The sequence below is a fragment of the Burkholderia sp. MSMB617WGS genome, assembly GCF_001532025.2.
In the GTDB taxonomy this organism is placed as follows: domain Bacteria; phylum Pseudomonadota; class Gammaproteobacteria; order Burkholderiales; family Burkholderiaceae; genus Burkholderia; species Burkholderia savannae.
Genome location: NZ_CP013458.1, coordinates 2,211,843 through 2,230,564, shown reverse-complemented (window position 1 = coordinate 2,230,564; position 18,722 = coordinate 2,211,843). Strand labels below are relative to the sequence as shown.

15 protein-coding genes are annotated in these 18,722 nt (G+C 64.1%); 2 read left to right on the top strand and 13 right to left on the bottom strand.

The genetic code is table 11. The features are described 5' to 3' along the window. Positions 1-267 precede the first annotated feature (267 nt). The 11 genes from WT60_RS30695 to WT60_RS30650 all read right to left on the bottom strand — a co-directional run bounded on the left by WT60_RS30695 (position 268) and on the right by WT60_RS30650 (position 13,906). On the bottom strand, positions 268-1,551 hold the full coding sequence (locus WT60_RS30695; protein ID WP_081989554.1) for an FAD-dependent oxidoreductase: 1,284 nt from the start codon (positions 1,549-1,551) through the stop codon (positions 268-270). 610 nt (positions 1,552-2,161) lie between these two features. Further along, positions 2,162-3,178, bottom strand: coding sequence for a Glu/Leu/Phe/Val dehydrogenase dimerization domain-containing protein (locus WT60_RS30690; protein ID WP_038748224.1), 1,017 nt, complete (start codon positions 3,176-3,178; stop codon positions 2,162-2,164). 2 nt (positions 3,179-3,180) lie between these two features. After that, on the bottom strand, positions 3,181-6,078 hold the full coding sequence (locus WT60_RS30685; RefSeq protein WP_082759498.1) for a type I polyketide synthase: 2,898 nt from the start codon (positions 6,076-6,078) through the stop codon (positions 3,181-3,183). Between the two features lie 12 nt (positions 6,079-6,090). Further along, positions 6,091-6,666, bottom strand: coding sequence for a hypothetical protein (locus WT60_RS30680; RefSeq protein ID WP_038748225.1), 576 nt, complete (start codon positions 6,664-6,666; stop codon positions 6,091-6,093). Then, positions 6,653-7,699: a pyridoxal-phosphate dependent enzyme gene (locus WT60_RS30675; protein ID WP_059671221.1), complete on the bottom strand. Its 1,047-nt coding sequence runs from the start codon at positions 7,697-7,699 to the stop codon at positions 6,653-6,655. Before WT60_RS30675 ends, WT60_RS30680 begins: the two co-directional genes overlap by 14 nt. Positions 7,700-7,744: 45 nt before the next feature. Beyond that, positions 7,745-8,509: an alpha/beta fold hydrolase gene (locus WT60_RS30670; protein WP_038748228.1), complete on the bottom strand. Its 765-nt coding sequence runs from the start codon at positions 8,507-8,509 to the stop codon at positions 7,745-7,747. Further along, complete coding sequence (locus tag WT60_RS30665) at positions 8,506-10,128, bottom strand: AMP-binding protein (RefSeq protein ID WP_060356666.1); 1,623 nt, start codon at positions 10,126-10,128, stop codon at positions 8,506-8,508. Before WT60_RS30665 ends, WT60_RS30670 begins: the two co-directional genes overlap by 4 nt. Beyond that, positions 10,125-10,418 carry a hypothetical protein gene (locus tag WT60_RS30660; RefSeq protein WP_038748232.1) on the bottom strand — a complete coding sequence of 98 codons (294 nt, stop codon included), beginning with the start codon at positions 10,416-10,418 and terminating at the stop codon, positions 10,125-10,127. The genes WT60_RS30665 and WT60_RS30660 overlap by 4 nt, the downstream gene beginning before the upstream one ends. Positions 10,419-10,750: 332 nt before the next feature. Continuing rightward, positions 10,751-10,984: a hypothetical protein gene (locus WT60_RS34140; RefSeq protein ID WP_145986922.1), complete on the bottom strand. Its 234-nt coding sequence runs from the start codon at positions 10,982-10,984 to the stop codon at positions 10,751-10,753. A gap of 464 nt (positions 10,985-11,448) precedes the next feature. Then, positions 11,449-12,108, bottom strand: coding sequence for a TetR/AcrR family transcriptional regulator (locus WT60_RS30655; RefSeq protein WP_060356665.1), 660 nt, complete (start codon positions 12,106-12,108; stop codon positions 11,449-11,451). 391 nt (positions 12,109-12,499) lie between these two features. Next, on the bottom strand, positions 12,500-13,906 hold the full coding sequence (locus WT60_RS30650; RefSeq protein WP_038748236.1) for an MFS transporter: 1,407 nt from the start codon (positions 13,904-13,906) through the stop codon (positions 12,500-12,502). Between the two features lie 239 nt (positions 13,907-14,145). On the opposite strand from WT60_RS30650, the gene WT60_RS34135 reads away from it, so the two are divergent. Together WT60_RS34135 and WT60_RS30645 are read left to right on the top strand one after the other, a co-directional pair. Then, positions 14,146-14,505: a hypothetical protein gene (locus WT60_RS34135; RefSeq protein ID WP_145986921.1), complete on the top strand. Its 360-nt coding sequence runs from the start codon at positions 14,146-14,148 to the stop codon at positions 14,503-14,505. 76 nt (positions 14,506-14,581) lie between these two features. Continuing rightward, positions 14,582-15,469, top strand: coding sequence for an NAD(P)-binding domain-containing protein (locus tag WT60_RS30645; RefSeq protein WP_038748238.1), 888 nt, complete (start codon positions 14,582-14,584; stop codon positions 15,467-15,469). A 186-nt stretch (positions 15,470-15,655) separates the two neighbouring features. On the opposite strand, the gene WT60_RS30640 is transcribed toward WT60_RS30645, so the two are convergent. Then, the gene (locus WT60_RS30640; protein WP_060356670.1) at positions 15,656-16,960 is read right to left on the bottom strand and encodes an FAD-binding oxidoreductase; all 1,305 of its coding nucleotides are present in this window, start codon (positions 16,958-16,960) and stop codon (positions 15,656-15,658) included. 156 nt (positions 16,961-17,116) lie between these two features. After that, a complete protein-coding gene (locus WT60_RS30635; protein WP_038748239.1) occupies positions 17,117-18,691 on the bottom strand; it encodes a DUF3138 family protein in 1,575 nt (524 codons plus the stop codon). Between the last annotated feature and the right edge of the window lie 31 nt (positions 18,692-18,722).

Sequence of the window (18,722 nt, the reverse complement as noted above, 5' to 3'; positions counted from 1 at the left end):
GTTGGACCCGCGGCGGGCGCGCGAGTTGCACGCCGAGACGCGGATATGCCGGCGGCGCGGGGGCAGGCCGATCGTCCGGATGCCGGCACGTGGCGCAGGAAGGGGTGGTTCCGCGTCGTGCTTCGTGCGGCGGCGATATGTTTCTCTTCGTATTCCGGATTGACGCCGTGTGCCGAGGGATTCCACCCTGCGCTCCGCCCATCGGCTCGAGGTGGCCGCCGCCCCGTCACGGAGCCGATCTTCCATGGAGGCGGGGCGTGCGTCGTTCTAGCGGTTCAACGAATCGAACAGGCCATCGCGCGTGGGCGAGAAGATTTCCAGATCGCTTTGATAGCGGGAATGGCCGTCGACGGCCAGCTCGACCAGCACGCGGCCGAACAGCGGGGCGTATTTGAATGCCCGGCCCGATTCCATGATGCACATGGCGGCGCGGGCATGGTACGACTCGCCGCGCGGCTGCGTCGGAATTCGGCCGATGACGAGCTTGCCGTCCGGGCTCATCGAGTAGAGGCACGTGCCCGCGTGCTGGTAACGATCCGCATCGATGACGTCCGGGTCGATGAGCTGCCCGAGATGCTCGGTGAGCTCGCGCATCAGTCGATCGCTCACGGTGGCCCGGATGGCCGAAGGTTCGTCGAAGACGTCGTAGGTGTAGTCCGCGCTCATCTTCACCATGTTGTGCATGGCCGGCGAGAAATCCAATTGAGGAAATCCGTAGAACGTTCCCCGGTCGCTCGCATCGACGTTGCCGAACTCGAACCAGATGGGCATCTTGGGATGGCTTGCCTTGAGGTCCCAGTACGCATAGTTCATCTGCCAGATTTTCCAGCGTCCGCTCTGTTTGAGCCCGAGGCCGCGCAGCACCGAATCCGCCCATACGCCGGGGCACGCGATGAGGTGGCGTCCATGTACCGTCATCGACGCACCGTCGCTCTGCGTGTGAAGCGCGTACGCGCAGTCGGCCGCCTGTTGGTGATGTTCGACGTTCACGACGGTTTGTCCGTCGAGCACGTGGAGACGACCGGTGCGCTTCGCGCCAAGCAGGAAGGTTCTCGCCGCCGCCTGCACGTTGATCGAGGCGCTGGCGGCCTGGACGAGCCCCACGTAATCGCGGGGCAGGGGGGCGAGATTGAAGATCGGAAAGCGCCGATGGATTGCCTCGGGCGAATCCAGATATTCATACGGCATTCCCATGCCGTCCATCGTTTTCCGGACCTGGGCGACGTTGCCTTCGGTGGTCATCGGGGCATCCCGGTGCCCGAAGAACAGGAGGTCGTCCATCGCGAGCAGGCGCGTACCCGTTGCGAGCTGGATTTCCATCCATAGCGCGAGCGACGCCTCGGCAAGCCGCGCCTCGGATTCGTTGTCCTGCATCAGCCGGAACATGCGCTCGACGCCCTTGGAGCTGTTGACGTCGTTCCGGACGCCAAATTGATCGACGATCAGTGTGCTCAAGCCTCTGGCCGTCGCGTAATAGGCGCTCGCGAGCCCGAGAATGCCGCCGCCGACGATCAACACGTCGTAGGTCGAACCGGGTTTGATGGATTGCATGGTAGCTTCCTGAGAGGTTATCGAGTGCGTGTGGTGTTCTTGCGGGAACCGTTCGGGCAGCGCGCCGCGCGTGACGGCGCTCCGGCCTCAAGCGTGCAGGGACGGTCGCGTCCTGTTCGAGCCCGGCCGGTAGCCGGGTTGATGCGCAATGGGCGGGAAACGGCCGTGAAGCTCGCGAGTCGGTTCGTCGGCCCCCAACCGCCGACGCCTACGAAGGGAGCGTCGGCGCGCAACAGGGGCATCGCATGCGCCAAGGTGCCGCCGCCGAGCAATCGGCGGCGCATCGGCCGCCGGACGCGGACGCCGCGGCCGGCGATGTCCATGGCGACAGCGGCTTGCGCGGCGGCCCCCAAGCGTGTGGAGCGAACGCCGGCATGGCTGCGGCGAGCGCACGGCGCAGCGGCGTTCGACGTTGCGGCGAAACGCCGGTCGACATGCTGTTTCGCGATGAAAGCGGGCCGTCGGGACGAGCGGCCCGGACGGATAAGACGTGCGGCTGGGAGCGGGCCGGCCTGCTCGACGGACGCGGCGCCCGGCCAAGCCGCTGTTTCGCGCGCCGCGCCCCGATCGCGGGAATTCGGTACGACGGCGGTGCGCGTGCATGGCTTGCTCAGTGGACGCGCGACAACAGCGTATGCACGTCGCAGCCGAGCAGTCGCGCGCGCCTGAGCAGCTCCCCGGTCTTGGTGCTGATCAACGCGCCCGTGTATTCGTTCGCCTGCGCCTGCGTCATCGTCTGAAAGATGTCCGGGAACGACCGCTCGACGCTATCGCATATCACGGCTCCCGCGTTGCAGACGTAATCGGGTAGATATTGGACGCCGTTCGCGAGCAGTTTTGCCTGCGCTTCAGGGCTCGCGAAGGGCGAGTTGGAACTGCTCACGACCCAGCGCGTGCGGATGCGATCGACCGTATCGGCATCGAGTACGCCGGACAGCGACGCAATGCACAGCACGTCCGACGCGTGCGTCCAAAACGCATCCTCGTCGTCGAGCATCGACACGCCTGCCGGAATGTCGTCGCTCGGCCGTATGTCATATCCGATCACGTCGTACCCATGCGCGAGACATTGCCGTGCGACTTCGCGTCCGACCTTGCCCATCCCGTGAATGGCGACGAGCGGCGCATCGTCGCGGCCGGGCGACTGATCGAGTATCGCCCTCAGGGCGCTCCAGACGCCGTAGCCGGTCGCGATCGAGGTATTGATCTGCGGGCTTTCCATCGCATCCAGTATCCATCGCGTGGATTTTCTGAGGTAGGTCATGTGGGTGCTGCTCGTGTTGATGTCGCAGCCCGTGTACATCGATCCGTCGTACCGGTTGAGCACCTGGCCGATGGCGTCGAGCACGTGCGGCGCTTCGTCGGGCCCGACTTTGCTGTTGACGACGATCTTGCCGCCGCTGAAGCCTGTCCGGTAAAGGCCGTGCTTCAGGTCCATCGCGTGGGCGAGCATGATCGCCTCGTCTTTCTGCCGCTCGAGCGACGGATACCGGTGCCACCGGATGCCGCCGTTGCTCGGCAGCAGATGCCTGCGCGGCGAGCAGGCAATGGTGAACGAGCTCTTGTCGTCCACCACGACGGTTTCGACTTCGTATTCGCCGAACCTGGGATGGTTGATGATGGCCATGATCAAATCTCCTTTCCTGAACTGTGTGCATCGATGACGTTGGCGGCGCCCGCGGCGGCGAGGCAGGCGCGCAATCCGGTTGGGGTGGGGGTGCGCATGAAGTCCGACAGACTCATTTCGACGCCCAGCTCCGACTCGGCCAGCACGACGAGCCGGATTGCCGCCAAGGAGTCGCCGCCGTCTTCGCTGAACGGTTGATGAGGGGCCGATGGCGCGATTCCGGTGGCCTTTTCCCAGAGTGCGTCGGCCGCCGCATCGAGCGTCGCGTAGCGTCCGGCGGGTGGATGCGCAGCCGCCACGCGCGCCGATCGGGTTTCCGCATCCATGTCGGCGCCGGCGCCGTGCCGCTGCCTGTCGAACGGATAATGAGGCAACCTGACGTTCTCGCCCGGTTCGTTCCACGAAGGGCGCCAGTCGAGATCGAGGCCCGCCATCCACAGTTTGCGCAGCGCCGTGTGCCAAACCTCGCCGTCCTCCGTTTCGTCGCGTTCGCTCCGCAGTGTGCGCACCGACGCATCCTTGGGGCGCGACGACAGGCTCAACGCGGTCAGCGTGGCGCCCGGGCCGACTTCGACGAAAACCGTCTTTCCGCGATCGGGCAGCGAATCGAGCGCCTCGCGGAACCGCACGGGCTCGCGGGCATGGCGTGTCCAGTACGCGGCGTCCAGCCGCGCGCCCTCGGCGAGTTCCGCGCCCAGCAAGGTCGAGTGGAAGCGGATGTCCGGCGCCGCCGCGGAGCTTGTCGGCGCCACTGACGCAAGCTCGGGCAACGCCGGGTCCATCATCACGGAATGGAACGCGTGGGACACCGCCAACGTGCGGCAGCGAACGCCGCGCGCCTTCAAGGCCGATTCCGTCCGGCCGATCGCCGCCGGTGTGCCGGAAAGCACGCAGGCCTCGCTGCCGTTGACGGCGGCGAGCGACACTTCGTCGGACAGCCACGCGCTGCACGCTTGCTCGCTCAACGCGACTGCGAGCATCGCGCCGCCGGGAAGCCGGGACATCGACCGGCCCCGCTGCGCGGCGAACAGCAGCGCCTGCTCGTCGGTCAGCATGCCGGCGATGCAAGCGCCGGCGATCTCGCCCAGGCTGTGACCGATCACCGCGTTGGGGACGACGCCATGTTGCATCAGCAAGCGCGCCATCGCGATCTGAACCGCAATCAGCGCCGGTTGCGCCGTCGCCGTATCCGACAAGCCGGCAGGCTTGCCGCCGGCGTTCAGCAGGAAGGAAACGTCGACGTCCGCGCATGCGCGCAGCAGGCTCACCTGTCGACGCACAAGCGCGGCGAAGGCGTTGTTCGACTGCGCGAGACCCGTGGCCATGTCGACGAACTGGCTCCCTTGGCCGGGGAACTGAAACACGACGCGCGGCCCGCGGCGGCCCGTGTCGCGAACGTTCTCGATCGGCTCCAGTGCGCCTGCGGAATCGACGTGCAGCATGCCACGGTATCTCTGCGACCGACGGGCCGTTTGCGCGCTCCAGGCCAGGGCATCGGCGGGCGAGCCGGAGAGTTCCGACCGGTAGGTCTGCATCAATCGATGGCACGCGGCCTCGCTGCGCGCGGACACCGGGATGGCCGACGGATAGTGGAGCGGACGCGGCGCCGCGCGGCGATCACTCGCGCCGGGGCGGGCGAGCAGCACGTGTGCGTTGGTGCCGCCGATGCCGAAGGCGCTCACGCCGATCGCGCTTCGCGGGTCTGCCGCGTCCCATGGTTCGGCGCCCGGCGGTAGGTAAAACGGGCTGCCATCGAGCGCGATGCGCGGATTCACCTCGCCGACATGGATCTGCGGCGTGATCCAGCCGTGACGGATTTCGAGCACGGCTTTGACGAGCCCCGCCATGCCGGCGCAGGTTTCCAAATGGCCCACGTTCGCCTTGACCGAGCCCAACGCGCATTGGTGGCCGGCCGGCCCCTGCGCTACAAACAGCTCGTTCAGCGCATCGAACTCGATCGGATCGCCGGCGATCGTACCCGTTCCATGTGCTTCGATCGCCCGTATGTCGGCGGGCGCGAGGCCGGCGTCTCGCATGGCTTTGTCGATGAGCGTGCGTTGACCCGAGACGCTCGTCGCGGTGAAGCCGACCTTGTCGGCGCCGTCGTTGTTGACGGCGCAGCCTTTGATCACCGCCAACACGCGCTGCCCGTCGGCCAATGCCGCCGAAAGCGGCTTCAGCACCACGAGCGCCACGCCGCTGCCGAACACGGTGCCGCTTGCGTCTCGCGAAAAAGGCATGCAGTGGCCGTTCTTGGCGTAGATCATCCCCTGCTGCGCCCGATAGGGCGCGCGCTGAGGCAGGCGCACCGTGCAGCCGCCCGCCAGCGCGATGCGGCAGCGGCCGGCTCGCAGCGCCTCGACCGCCTCTGCGACGGCGACGAGCGACGTGGCGCAGGCGGCTTGCACGCCGAGCACGGGCCCCTCGATGCCGAGGTGCCAGGCGGCGCGGCCCGCGAGGTAGTCCTTATCGTTGGTGATCTGCAATTCGAACTCGGACGGCTGGAACTTCTCCATCAGTTCCGATCGCTGCAGTTCGTGCAGATACGACGAGCTGCTGCAACCCGCGAAAAGGCCGGCGTCTTTCAACTGCGCGGGCATCGTTGCGCTGTCTTCCAGCGCATGCCACGCGCATTCGAGGAACAAGCGGTGCTGCGGGTCCATCAACGCCGCATCGCGATGGCCGACGCCGAAGAACGCGGCGTCGAAAGACAGGACGTCGCAGTTGAGCGGCGCGGCGAACGGAACGGCATGCCTGTCGGGCGGCGCATCGCCGAGCTCGACCACGGATTCGACGCCGTTGATCAGGTTGTGCCAGTACTCGTCGGGATCGTTCGCGCCGGGAAAACGGCAGGCCATTCCGATGACGGCGATATCCCGCTCGCAGAGCTGATTGCGCATGGGGCACCTGGTTCAGTCGGCCGCGAATCCGCGCAGGATGCGGTCTCGCAAAGACGCGTCGGCGGCTTCGATCGGAATGAGCAAGACGAAGGACCTGTAGCGCATGCGCGGAACTTCCTGGTACAGCTGCCGGACGCCGAACATGCCGGTCACCGCTCCGCTGACGCCGGTGGCGAAAAGCGATTGCCAACGGCTCTGCCAGATCGCGGAGGAATTCCAGATGCCCGCCGTTTCGATTCTGCCGAGCGTCGTCTCCGCGGTTTCGCGATAGTAGGAGATGACGTCTTGCCCGATGCTCGCGATCTTCCATCCTTCGCCGCGGACCGTGCCCAGTTCGATGCCGTCGTCGCCGATCCACCGGTCGGTATGCGAGTTCACGTCGCCGACGCTGGGCCGGTCGTCGGCCTGGGCTTTGAACTTGATGTCGCACAACTCGAGCGCCGGAAGGATAACGATGTTTTCGCTGCCGATCCGCTCGGCGATCGTCCGGCGCGCGGCTTTCATTCCCGCGCCGTCATCGAGTCGGGTTCGCGCCAGATTGGCGAGGCCGACGAGGGTCGACATCATGTCGTTGTCAGGCAATGGCATGGCTTGCGCTCCCGGTTTCACGTCGTTCGATTGCGATCAATTGGCGACCGCGTTCGCGGTCGGCATCGTTGCCTGCGTCCGCGAACACGGTGACCACGTTCGCGTCCTTCCCCAGCCGTTCGGCGACGCTGCGCGCGACGAGCCAGTTCGCGGCCGAGGAGCCGCCGATCGGGATGCCGGTTGCTTCGAAGAACGCGTACATCGCCTTCAGCGATTCCTCGTGCGACACCGACTGGAAAGGCACGCTGAAGGGAATCAGCGAGACGAAAGGCTGACGGAATCCATAGCCCAAGCCGCCTGCGCCCGCGAATCGGGCGTGGCCGTTGGGCGGCTCCAGCGTGCCGAACGGCATTTCGCGCGGCGTGCATCCGATCACGCGCACATCGGGGTTCTGCTCCGCCAGCGCGGCATATACGCCTGCGAGCGTGCCGCCGGTGCCGACGGCCGCGACCCAGGCGTGCGCGCGCATGCCGTCGAGTTGGCGGCGTATCTCCGCGCCCGTATGGTGCTGATGCACCGCGGTATTCACCTGGTTCAGATGCTGGGACAGCAAGGTCCACTCGGGTTCTTCGCTGGCGATCTGCTGGCTCCGCGCGATGATCCCGAGCAGGAAATGGTTGCGGTCCACTTTCGTGACGATCGCTTGGCTTTCTTCCAGCGATCGGAGCAGTTCTTCCGACGACGAGTCCGGTATCACGACCTGCACCGTCAGCCCGCACAGATGACCCAGATGGGCGAGCGCCTTCGCCATGTTTCCGCCCGACGAATCGAGCAATTTCAGGGGCGCCTGGCTGAAGTCGTGGGCATTGATCGCGTCGCAAAAGAGGCCGAAGGCGACGCGATCCTTGATGGAGCCCGACGGATTTTTTGACTCCAGCTTGGCGAAAATGCGGCCTCCGTTCTTCGGCCCCGGGACTTCCAGCAGCGGGGTGTTGCCGAGCGCGTCGCTATAGCGCTTGAGTCGAGGGAACATGGCCAGCGCCTTGCTGGGATCGGGGGCGAACGGCTGAGCATTGAACAGATTGAAATCCATAATGACTCTCCCGTAACGGGTTTGAAATGGGCGTAAATGCGGCATCTACGCCGCGAGTGATGCGCGATGCGGCTTCAGGAGGGCGTCAACCACTGCTTGAACCTGATCGCGGTGATAGAAGTGGCCTCCTGGAAACACTTCCATCCCCGCGCTTTGCGGCAGAAATCGCGACCAGTCGGCAAGCGCGTCGGCGCTGATCAGCGGATCGTCCCGGCCGCCGAAGATGCGTGTCGGCGCAACGTCGCCGACGGGCAGTCTCGCCAGCTGTTGCAACAAACCCAGATCCCGTGCGACGGCCGAAGCGACCGCCGCGCGCAGATCCGCATCGAGTCTCGCGGGGGCCGTCACTTCACCCAGGCCGAGCGCGCTTTCCGCGAGGCGCTCGAGGTCTTGCGCCGTTCGCAGCGTTGCCTGCAGCGCGGGCGGCGTCATCTGCGATGAAAGGACGAGCTGCGCCGCGCGGAATCTGGACGACGTCAGCGCCGACGCGACATGCAGGGCGAGCAGTGCGCCCATGCTGTGGCCGAAAAGGGTGATCGGCGCGATGCCCAGCAGGCAGGCGAGCCCTCGCATGCAGCGCCGGATCGCCTCGCGCGGATCGCTCCAGGCCGGGAACGCGTCGCTTCGCGTCGGTCCCGGATACTGCATGACGATCAGATCCACGTGCGCCGGAAGGCAGTCGCGCCATGCGCGATACATGTCGACGCCGCCGCCGGCGTGAGGGAACACCACCAGTTGGTGCCGCACGGGGGCCGTCGCGGCCACGCTGAATCTCACCGCCCCTTCGGCAAGGGTCTGCAGGCGCCTCATACTTGTCCCGTCCGGCAAGCGGCCGCGACGGCCGGTGCGTTCGCGCGGGCGCTTGCTCGCAACGCGGCGCGATCGATCTTGCCGATGCCTTTTCTGGGGATCTCGTCGATCAGCACCAACTGTTCCGGCAGTTTGAACGCGGCGACTCCGGCGGCTTCCAGATGCCTCCGGAGTTCCGCGAGCGACACCTGTTCACCGTCGCGTGCGACGGCGAACAGGCAGGAAACCTCGCCGAAGCGGCCGTCAGGCATGCCGACGCAAGCGGCGTCCTTCAGTTTGGCGTGCCGCTTCATCAACGCCTCGAGTTCTTCCGGGCAGAATTTTTCGCCGCCGCGATTGATGGTGTCCGTGACGCGCCCGTCGATATAGACGTTGCCCGCCGCATCGAGATGGGCGACGTCTCCCGTGCGGTAGTAGCCGTTCGGCGTGAATGCTCGGCGCGAAGCGTCCGGATCGTTGAAATACTGTTCGATGGTGTAAGGGCCGCGGGTGAGCAACTCGCCCGATTGGCCGTAGGGAAGCGGTTCGTCCCGATCATTGACGATGAGGATCTCGTCGGCGTCCGAAAGCGGGCGCCCCTGGGAGTTGAAGCGGATCGCGTCGGGATCGGTGAAGCGGGTGAAGCAAAGCAGTCCCTCGCTCATGCCGTAGCACTGCTGGATGCGCACCCCCAGCCGGGATTCGGCCTGCGCCGCGAGATCGGCGGGTAATCGCGACCCGCCCACCTGCACGTACCTCAGCGTGCCTGAACCGGCTCGCGATTCGTCCGCGCGCTCCATCCATTGCGTCAAGAGCGCGGGGACCAGCGTGGTGTGAGTGACGCCGTGCGCGCCGATGAGCTCCAGAGAGGTTTGTGCGGAAGCGTCCGCCGCCAAGACCACTGTTCCGCCGCAAGCAAGCGTTCCGAGAATGCCCGGACAGTTGATCACGAAGCCGTGCGAGAGCGGCAAGGCGGCCAGATAGACGGCTGAACGGCTGAGCTCGAACACCTTGCAGCCTTCGGCGATCATGTATCCGTATCCGGCGTTCCGTCTTGCGATGGCCTTCGGCAAGCCGGTCGTACCGCTGGACAGCAGCATCATCGCGGTGTCGTCGGCGCGCATGTCGACCGGGCGCAGTTCGCGCGGCATCGAGTCGGCGGGCGCCAGGCAGAATTGCCGGAGATCGAGCCATTCCGGACGATCGTCGGCGCGGGAAGGGCCGTCGGCCAACAGAAGGTCGACTTCCAGGCCTTCTTCGGAGAGCAGGCCGACCACTGTCTGAAGCGGGCTGAAGCGGCGGCTGCCCCGGGTCAACGCGATGGCGCGCGGGCGAGTGGTCTTCAGAATGTGTCGAAGTTCCCGCTCGCGGTAGGCCGGCAAGATGGGAACGGGTATCGCGCCTGCCATGAGCGTCGCGAGCATCAGCACGGCCGCGTCGGCGGAGTTGGGCAACTGGAGCGCGACGCGATCGCCCTTGCCGATGCCATGGGCGTTGAGCCGCTCGGCGGTGATCGCGACATGCGACGTCAATTCCCGATGCGAGATCACTCGGCCGTCCGCGATCAGGGCGGGTGTTTCGCCTCCGGTCTGCAAGGCGCTGGCCAATCGTCGGTTCAGGGAAGCGAGGCGCGCGTTCATTGCGCTTCCCCGGCAGCCGAACCGCTCGGCGTGACGCGATCGCGAGGACAGGAGGCTTGGTCGGGGATCGACGCAATCAGCTTGTCCAACTCCTCGAGCGAGTGATCATGCTTGTCCCACAGCGAGAACCCGATGCATCCCAACCGCTCCAGCCGCACTTGCAGTTCCAGTGTTTCGGCGGAACTCAAGCCCAGGTCCGCCCGTAATTGCCAGTCGCATTCTGCCGATTGAAGCAGTTCCGCCGCTAGACCGATTTCGGTCAGCAGGCCGATGATCTGCATCGACGCCATCAGTCATCTCCTTGTTATAGATAGTAATGAAAATTATTACTTGTTGACCGTCGGTCGGTCAATAAGCTTTCGGATGTAAGGTTGCGTCGAAACGATGGAGTACCGCGTTCGGTGAATTCCTGCATTGTCGAAGCGGGTGGCGCTTGTTTTCGGCATCGCGAAACGAACCGTCGGAGCTGGACAACGCGTTCCAGTTCGATTGCGGCGCGGCTGCCCCGCGAGCGCATGGCTTGCGCTTCAGACAGAAATAGTTGCCGTTGCATTTGACCGCGAGTCGGTCGATGTGCAATGTGAGCTCGACTTCGACGCTCGTCCGTGTCCCCAAGTGAAGTTCACTCACCCAGCGAAGGGCGGGCTGACGGTTCTTCCCTTATCGACTCCCCGCCATTCCAGTTCGCTCTCGGCGCCGAGACGCGGCTTGTATTGAGTTCTCCGACGCGAAACAGGAAAGATGCGTATGCGGCATCCTGTTCGAACGCGACGAGTTGCATGTCGGGATATTTGTCGGCGCAGCCGCGCAGCGCCGTTTTGCGCCATGGCTCGTTGTGGCGGGTTGCGCCGACCACTCTGTCTCTTAAGCCTCGGGGGAGGGCGGCGCGCGGAATTTACCGTTTCTTTCGGATGGCGAAGTTGCCGTTTTGCTCGCCATCACCGTGACGCGCAATATCACCGCGGCCGGATGTCTCGCGACATTCCGGTCTGCGCGGCATGGCAACTGTCCGGCGTTGGTTCGGCAAGACATGTTCGCCTGCGCGAGCCTGACGATATTGGAGGCGGCGCTGACGGGTGCCGAGCAAGGCGGGGTGTGGCGTGCGGCTCTGCAGGGGCTCGGTGCCGCCCCAGGCTTCCTGCTTCGATCGACGAGGCCGCCCCGACGCCTTCGATCGACGCCTTCACTCGATCCCTCGCATGAGGGAGCCGACGCGATTCAATGCACGTTCAGCGTGCGCCTTTCGAATCGGATCGCCACATCCGCGATCATCGCGTCGGGGTTCGCGTCATCGCCGCGATGCCGCTCGCACGGGCGCAATCACCGCGACCGACGGCGCGGCTTGGGCGTTTGCGCCTCGTCCGCAACGCCGACCATCTGCAGGCAAACGGCGGTGACGGCCCGGGCAAATTCGGAATAATCCGCTTCTCGAGCCGCGATGGCATCGTCCGTGGCGCCGTGAACGCCCGCATAGATCAGCAGCGCCGTGATGCGTGGTTGCGTCAACCGCCACACGCCGGCTTTTGCGCCGCCGCTGAGAATGCCCTGAAGCTGATCGAGAATGGCGTTCTTCTCGCGATTGTTCCGCGCGTGGTGGTGATGGTTGATATAGACGATGTCGTGCGTGCGATATGTTTCTGCGTAGGCTTCGATGCTCGTCCGTATCCATGCGCGCAGCCGACCTAACCAGTCGTCCGCCGCGCAAGCGTCAACGGCCTCTTCCAGGCAGCCGAGGTATTGCGCCGTGTAGCGCTGACCCATGGCCTCCAGGAGTTCGTTCTTCGAGGCGAAGTAATGATAGAAGGTGCCCTTGGCTACTTCGGCCAACTCAACAATTTCGTTGATCGTGGTGGCCTCGACGCCATGTGCCAAAAATAGCTTCTCGGCCGCCGCCATCAATTCTTCCAGACGTACCTCGGCTGGCTTGGTGCGGGGTGTTTTGGGCGCTCCCTGCTCCCGCTGGCTTGTCTTGTATCTCATCGTGGGGTTCAGAACTTGCGTGCAAAAGTCAGAAGTCTAGGCTACGTCCTCGATGCCACCAACGTTTTTTGTCATCGACCGACCCTCGGCCCATTCAATGCATGAAGGCAAAGTCCGGCTCCTCCCGGCGGTCGCCATGCGCCGGCGTCGCGTTCCGGTTCCGAGCGTCGACGAAATTCCGGAGTGCTTCTCTTTGGGGAAACGTGTCGCCGGCGCATGCGCGCGAAGTCGGCATCGAGCAAGTGCGAAGAATCCGTCACGCCTACTCTATCGTACGTTCCTCGCACGTTGACGGAGAGCATCTGGCGATGCGTCCGGTCAGAAAACCTTGTCGAGGCGGATGCTTTGCCGATATTCGGCAACATGCCCGGGCGGTGAGCCGCAATCCCGTTCAGGCGCGCTGCGCTTGATTCAACATCTTCCGCAGGATATAGCTGGCGATGACGGCGGCTCCCACGTTGAAAAACATGCTGTAGACGAACGCGCTTTGCAGTTGAGAAAATTCCTGCAGATGAGACATTTTTTTCAGCGTTATCTGCAGGATCGTACTGACCGCGGTAACGCCGAATGCCGCGCCCACTTGCTGCAAGGTCGAAACGACACCGGCGGCCATGCCCGCGAAATTTTCCTGCACGTTTGCCAGCACGATATTCAAAAGAGGGGTCATCACCATGCCTTGGGTAAAGCCCAGCGTCCACAATACCGGCATCAGGAGCCACGGCAGCTCGAGGATCGGGAAATATCGCACGGCGAGCATCAGCGCGACGAAACTCGCCGCGTAGGAGGCCGCGCCAATGGAAACGACTTGCGGGCCGGATCGGCCGATTAGCTTGGGCGTCAATAGCGATGAAATGGCGAACCCGATGCTGGTCGAAACATAGGTCATTCCCGCTTCAAACGGGCTTAGCTTCAACCCGGACTGAAGAAAAATTGAAAACACCAACGTGAATGAACCCGCGGTCGCATAGATGCACATGACCAACGACGAGCCCTTGATGAATCGTCTTTCCCTGAGGAGTTTCATGTTGATGAGAGGGACGCGGCCGCTGCGTGCGTAGCGGATCTCGTGTTGCATGAATAGATACAAGGTGCCCAGACCGATCAGCGTGAGGACGTAGCTTTTGAAGCTCCATCCCCAGACGGCGCTCATGAGCAGGGGAAGCAGCGAAACGGAGATCCCCAGGCTCGAAAGAGCGACGCCGGTCCAATCCAGGCTTCTTTTCTGTTCGATGGGCGTATTTCGTAAATGGCGAGAAAAAGCCAGGGCCGCCAGCCCGATGGGAAGGTTGATAAAAAAAATGGCTCTCCATTGCAACTCCAGCAGATTGGCCGAGATGATCAAGCCGCCTAGAACCTGCCCCGCCATCGCGGCGAGCCCGAGCGTCATTCCCAGGTATCCGAAAGCACGGCGGGCGCCGGCCTCGTCAAAATCCGCCCGGATGCTGGCGTAGATTTGCGGAAAGAGCACGGCGGCGGATAGCCCTTGCAAGAAGCGCGCGACGATCAGAACCGTCGCGTGGGGCGCTAGGCCGCAAAGAATCGACGACACCGTGAAGCACAGCATGCCGATCTGATAGGCTCTGCGGCGCCCCCATAGATCACCCAGCCTTCCTCCGGTGATCAGCAATAGACCGAACGATAGCTCATAAGCCACGATGATCATCGTCAACTCGACATAGCTTGCATGCAGTGTCTTTTCAATGTTGACGATCGCGATATTGACGACAAATAAATCGAAAATCGTTACGAATCCGGATAGCAAGAGTGCGAATAAAGCATAGCGCTGCTGGTTGATCATGTGATCCTCGATTTCATTCGATATGCGGGTGGTGGCGCCACCTTGAATCTGGATAAATACCCATGTTGTTGGCTTGACGAAAGGGACAGCCGAAGCTTCTTGAAACGTGGCGTGCAAACGTAATCGAACAAAGGTTCGAATACGCTCGAAATTTGCATTCCTGGTCGTTCGGGTGTGTATCGACAGAGGCATCGACATTTCATTGACCGACGGTCGGTCGTGAACTAGGATAGCAACTCATGCCGATGCTGTCACGCCGCGGTACGAGCAAGACGCCGACGAGGCGCGTCGCGTTCGGGCTTCCGGTCGGCGCGATGCGGATCAGTGTGCGGATTCGGTTCGACGGCTACCGGGGCGGGTGCGTGCCGCAGCCGGATAGCGCGCCCATGTTGGAAATCGATCGAAACAATGCAATGCGAGTTGCGTCGGGAGAGATCGATGGCGACGAACGATGGCGAGACCTGAAAAACGCGGCACGCCATGACGATTCGATCGCCGAGGCGGCTCGGCCTGCTGCTCATGATCGCGATGCCGCGATGCGCGTGGCGCGGCGAACGACGTGTCCGAGTCTAATGCCTAGCTATCGCGGGGCCTATTAATCATCGGACGCAGGGTTCATCCGCTCGTTCGCGGCACGGTGACTGCAGGCCGTTTTCAGATTTCCCGATTGGCCCAATGACAGAACAAATTGACCTTTCCAAGGTTATCGGAGGTGATGGGATGACGAGTCAAGGAATCGGAATTGTCGGTGCGGGGCACCTGGGAGTGGCTCTCGCGTCGCGCTTGATCGATATCGGGTTCGACCGGGGGAATGTTTGGCTCGGACATCGTGGTTCTCAAAAATCGCATGCGACGAGTGCGGCGGCGGGAGTCGAAGATCGTCTTGTAGACGTGAATGCGGTGATGAAGAATTGCGATGTGATCTTTTACACCGTTCGACCGATCGATTACCGGATGATTTCCGATTACGAGTTGAGGGAGGGGCAGACAGTCATCTCGTTCCTGGCCGGCGTTTCGCTTTCGAGATTGTCCGATGCGGCGCTTGGGTCGGGCTCGATTGCCCGGGCGATCATAAGCGCGCCGGATACGATTTCCAGCGGGCAGGCACTTGGCGCGACGTGCGGCGACGCGAGTGAATCGGCGAGGAAAGTATTGAAATCCGTCGTGGCGAATACGTTGGACGTGCGATCCGAGAATCAGGTCGAGCCGGTTACCGTCCTTGGCACGTGCCTTCCGTTCATATTGATGTACTGCGAATTCATGAGGGTGGCCGTTAGCGATCGAGATATATTGAAGTGCGCCGGAGATTACGGGCTCGATGAATGGGCAGGAGTGATCGACTGGGCGAGACGGGTTAGGCCTCGAGGCTTGAATCCTGGTGAAATCGAAAACTATGTGAGCCGATGCGCGACTCCGGGCGGCATTGCCGAAAAAATTATCAACTCGCTTCGACTTCATCGGGATTTTGCAAGGACTGTTCGAGAAGGGATCGAGCATGCCCAAACGATGCTCTGCGTTCAGATGGAGAAGCGCGAGTCCATCGGGCTTGGCGGGAACGTTTGACGGAATCGAAGGGGCCTTCGAGCGGCGTTCTCCATAGTGAGCTGAAACGGAGAACGCGCTCGCGAATATCGAATGCATGAAGGCAACGAACGCCCGGAGTCTTATGCATGCGCAGCGGCCGCTTGCCTGCGGCATCGTGGCAATCGAGTGACGAACGTGCCGGGCGAAGGCGGGTGAATTGCGCGTTCAGAACAGCAGCTCGCGCACGCGGTGGTACAGCATGCCCAGTTCGAGCGCGGGCTGCCGCCACGCGGGGCCACCCGGAAAGCGTCGATGCCTGAAGCGTGCGAACAGATCGAATGCGCGCGTATCGCCCGCGATCGCGTTCGCGACGATGCGGCCAGCGATGCCGGTCAGCGCGACGCCGTGGCCGCTGAAGCCCTGAAGGTAGAAGTAGTTCGGATCGATCGCGCCGAAGTCCGGCGCGCGATTGCGCGTCACGTCGACGAAGCCGCCCCACGCGAATTCGATGCGCACGTCGGCGAGCTGCGGGAACGCGCCGACCATCCGGCTGCGGATCGCGTCGACGAACGAGTCGGGCGATGCGCCCGACGAGCTCGCGCGGCCGCCGAACAGCATCCGGTGGTCGGCGGACAAGCGGAAGTAGTCGAGAAAGAAATTGTTGTCGCAAACCGCTTCGCGCCGCGGGATCAGCGTGTTCGCACGATCGGCGCCGAGCGCTTCGGTCGCGACGATGTACGACGCGATCGGCGCGATGCGCGCGGCCGTCGCCTCGGGCAGCACGTCGCCCGGGCCCGCGTTGCAGCACGCGACGACGTGGCGGCAGCGCACCTCGCCCGCTTGCGTGCGCACGACGGGCCGCGCGCCGCGCACGACTTCGAGCGCGGGCGTGTGCGAGAACAGCAGCGCGCCTTCGCGGCGCGCCGCCTCGGCGAGACCGAGGCAGTACTTGAGCGGATGCAGATGGCCGGACAGCGGATCGTGGACGCCCGCGACATAGCGCGGCGACGCGATGCGTGCGCGAATCGCATCGGCATCGAGCCATTCTAGCGACGGGTGGCTCCAGCGCGACGTCGCGCTGTCCATCCATTGCCGCAGTTCCGGCACGCGGCGCGGATGCGTCGCGACCGTGAGGTAGCCGCGCGTGAAGTCGCAGTCGATCCCGTAGCGCGCGATGCGCTCTTCGACGAGCGCGACGGCGTCGAGCGACAGCGCCCATGCGCCGCGCGCGCCGTCGATGCCGAGCTGGCGCTCGATTTCGCCGTCCTTCGCGAAACCCGCGATCATCTGCCCGCCGTTTCTGCCCGACGCGCCCCAGCCCGGCCGGTACGCATCGAGCACGGCCACCGACAGGCCGCGCGCGCGGCAGTCGAGCGCGGTCGACAGGCCGGCGAAGCCGGCGCCGATCACGCAGACGTCGACGTCGAGCGCGCCGTTGAGTGTCGGGTCGTCGTCGGGACGGGCGGCGGTGGCTTCGTAGTACGAGCGGCGTGCGAGCGCTTCGGCTCGGCGGGAGAAGGTGTCGGTCATGGGCAAATGGTGGAAGTCGATCGGCATCGACGCATCGCGGGGTCGTGCGGCCGCGATATGCGATGCGCGATATGCAATATGAGGCAATGCGATACGGAAAACGGGATGCGGCGCGAACGGGCGTGCGGCACGCCGCCCGCCGTCGCGCCGTCGGCGTCAGAACGAATAGATGAACTGCGTCGCGAGCAGATCGTTGGACTTGCTGTACGAGCCGTCGTTGCGCAGGAACACCTTGTTGTTCGCCCAGTCGTGCCGGTATTCGACCTTCACGGTGATCTGCTGGGTCGGATAGAACAGCAGATCGAGCGCGACGTCCTGCCGGTTCGCGCCCTTGCACTCGAATCCGAGGCCGCCGTTCGCCTTCGACGTCGCGAGGCAGTCCGCGTCGATGCCGAAGCCGTCCGCGGTATCCATCCCGTTGCCGTTGAGCGCGATCCCGCCGCCGCCGCCGCCGTTCTTGCTGTTCGCGAGGAAGTCGTAGCGCACCGTCGCGCCCATCCGGCCGAGCACCGGCACGTTGAACTTGCGGTGCGCGAGCAGCGACAACCCGTACCACTGCGCGCGGCCGCCGTTGAACGCGGCGTGCTGTTGCTGGCCGTAGTCGATTTCCGCGTTGTACTGAATGTCGGCGAGCGTATAGGTGGCGTCCGCTTCCGCGAAGAAGAACGCGCCGTACGGGCTCGACGCCTGGCCGCCCGGACCGTAGACGATCGCGCCCGACTGCGTCGTCGCGCTGCCGAGCGTCTGTCGCCCGACGTTGAACGAGCCGCCGAGATCGAGCGCGCTCGACCACGTGTAGTCGACGCGCGCGGTGAACGTCGGCACCTTGTTGCTCGTCGTGATCGGATCGCCGAGCGCGTTCGTGCCCGTCTGCGTGACCGAGCCGTACGTGCGGTACTGCTCGTTGCCGAGCAGGAACTTCCACGCCCAGTTGCCCTTCGTGTAGTTCGCGCCGATGCCGATGTAGCTGCCCGGATCGGAGAAGTCGTACAGCAGGTTGTGCGTGAGCGTGAGCATCTGGTTCGACTGCTGCACCTCGTAGCCGCCGAAGCTCGGCACGAGGCCCGCGACGAGCGTCGTCGTCGCGCTGAGCGGCACGTTGACGACCGCGGTGTTGAGGATGTTGTTGCCGATGTTGCCGCGCGAGTTCTGCAAGAGCGTGATGCCGTTGCCGCGGTTCGGCATCAGCGTGATCTCGGCCGACGGCGCCATCGGGCCGACGCCGAACGTCTTCTTGATGTCGAGATACAGATCGCCGAACGTGCTGTTGAAGTAGTTGTAGTTGCTCTCGTGGTTCGCGAACAGGAACGACGACGTGCTCGCCGCGCGGTTGAACACGTAGGTCGGATCGATGTAGCCCGTCACCGACAGGCCCGCGATCGGCCCCGTGTTCGCCGCGTCGGTTAGCGAATCGACCTTCAGTTGCTGATTCGCGATCTGCTGCTTCATCTGCGTGACGTCGTCGTTCGTCAGCGCGGCGGGTGCGCGGCCGTAGTCCGGCGACGATTCGTCGACAGGCGCGGCGGCTGTCGCGGCTGCCGCACCCTTGCCCGCAGCGCCGCCGCCCGCAGCGCCGTTTTGCGATGCGAGCGCGGACCGCAGCTCCTTCACCTGCGCCTGCAGTGCGTTCAGCTGCGCCTGCAGCGCCTTGATCTGCGCGCTCGTCGATGCGGCGCCGGCGAAGCCGGGAAGCGACCCGGCCACGAGCAGACAGATTAACTTCTTTCTCATGCAAATTCTCCTGATTGATCGTATTGCGAAG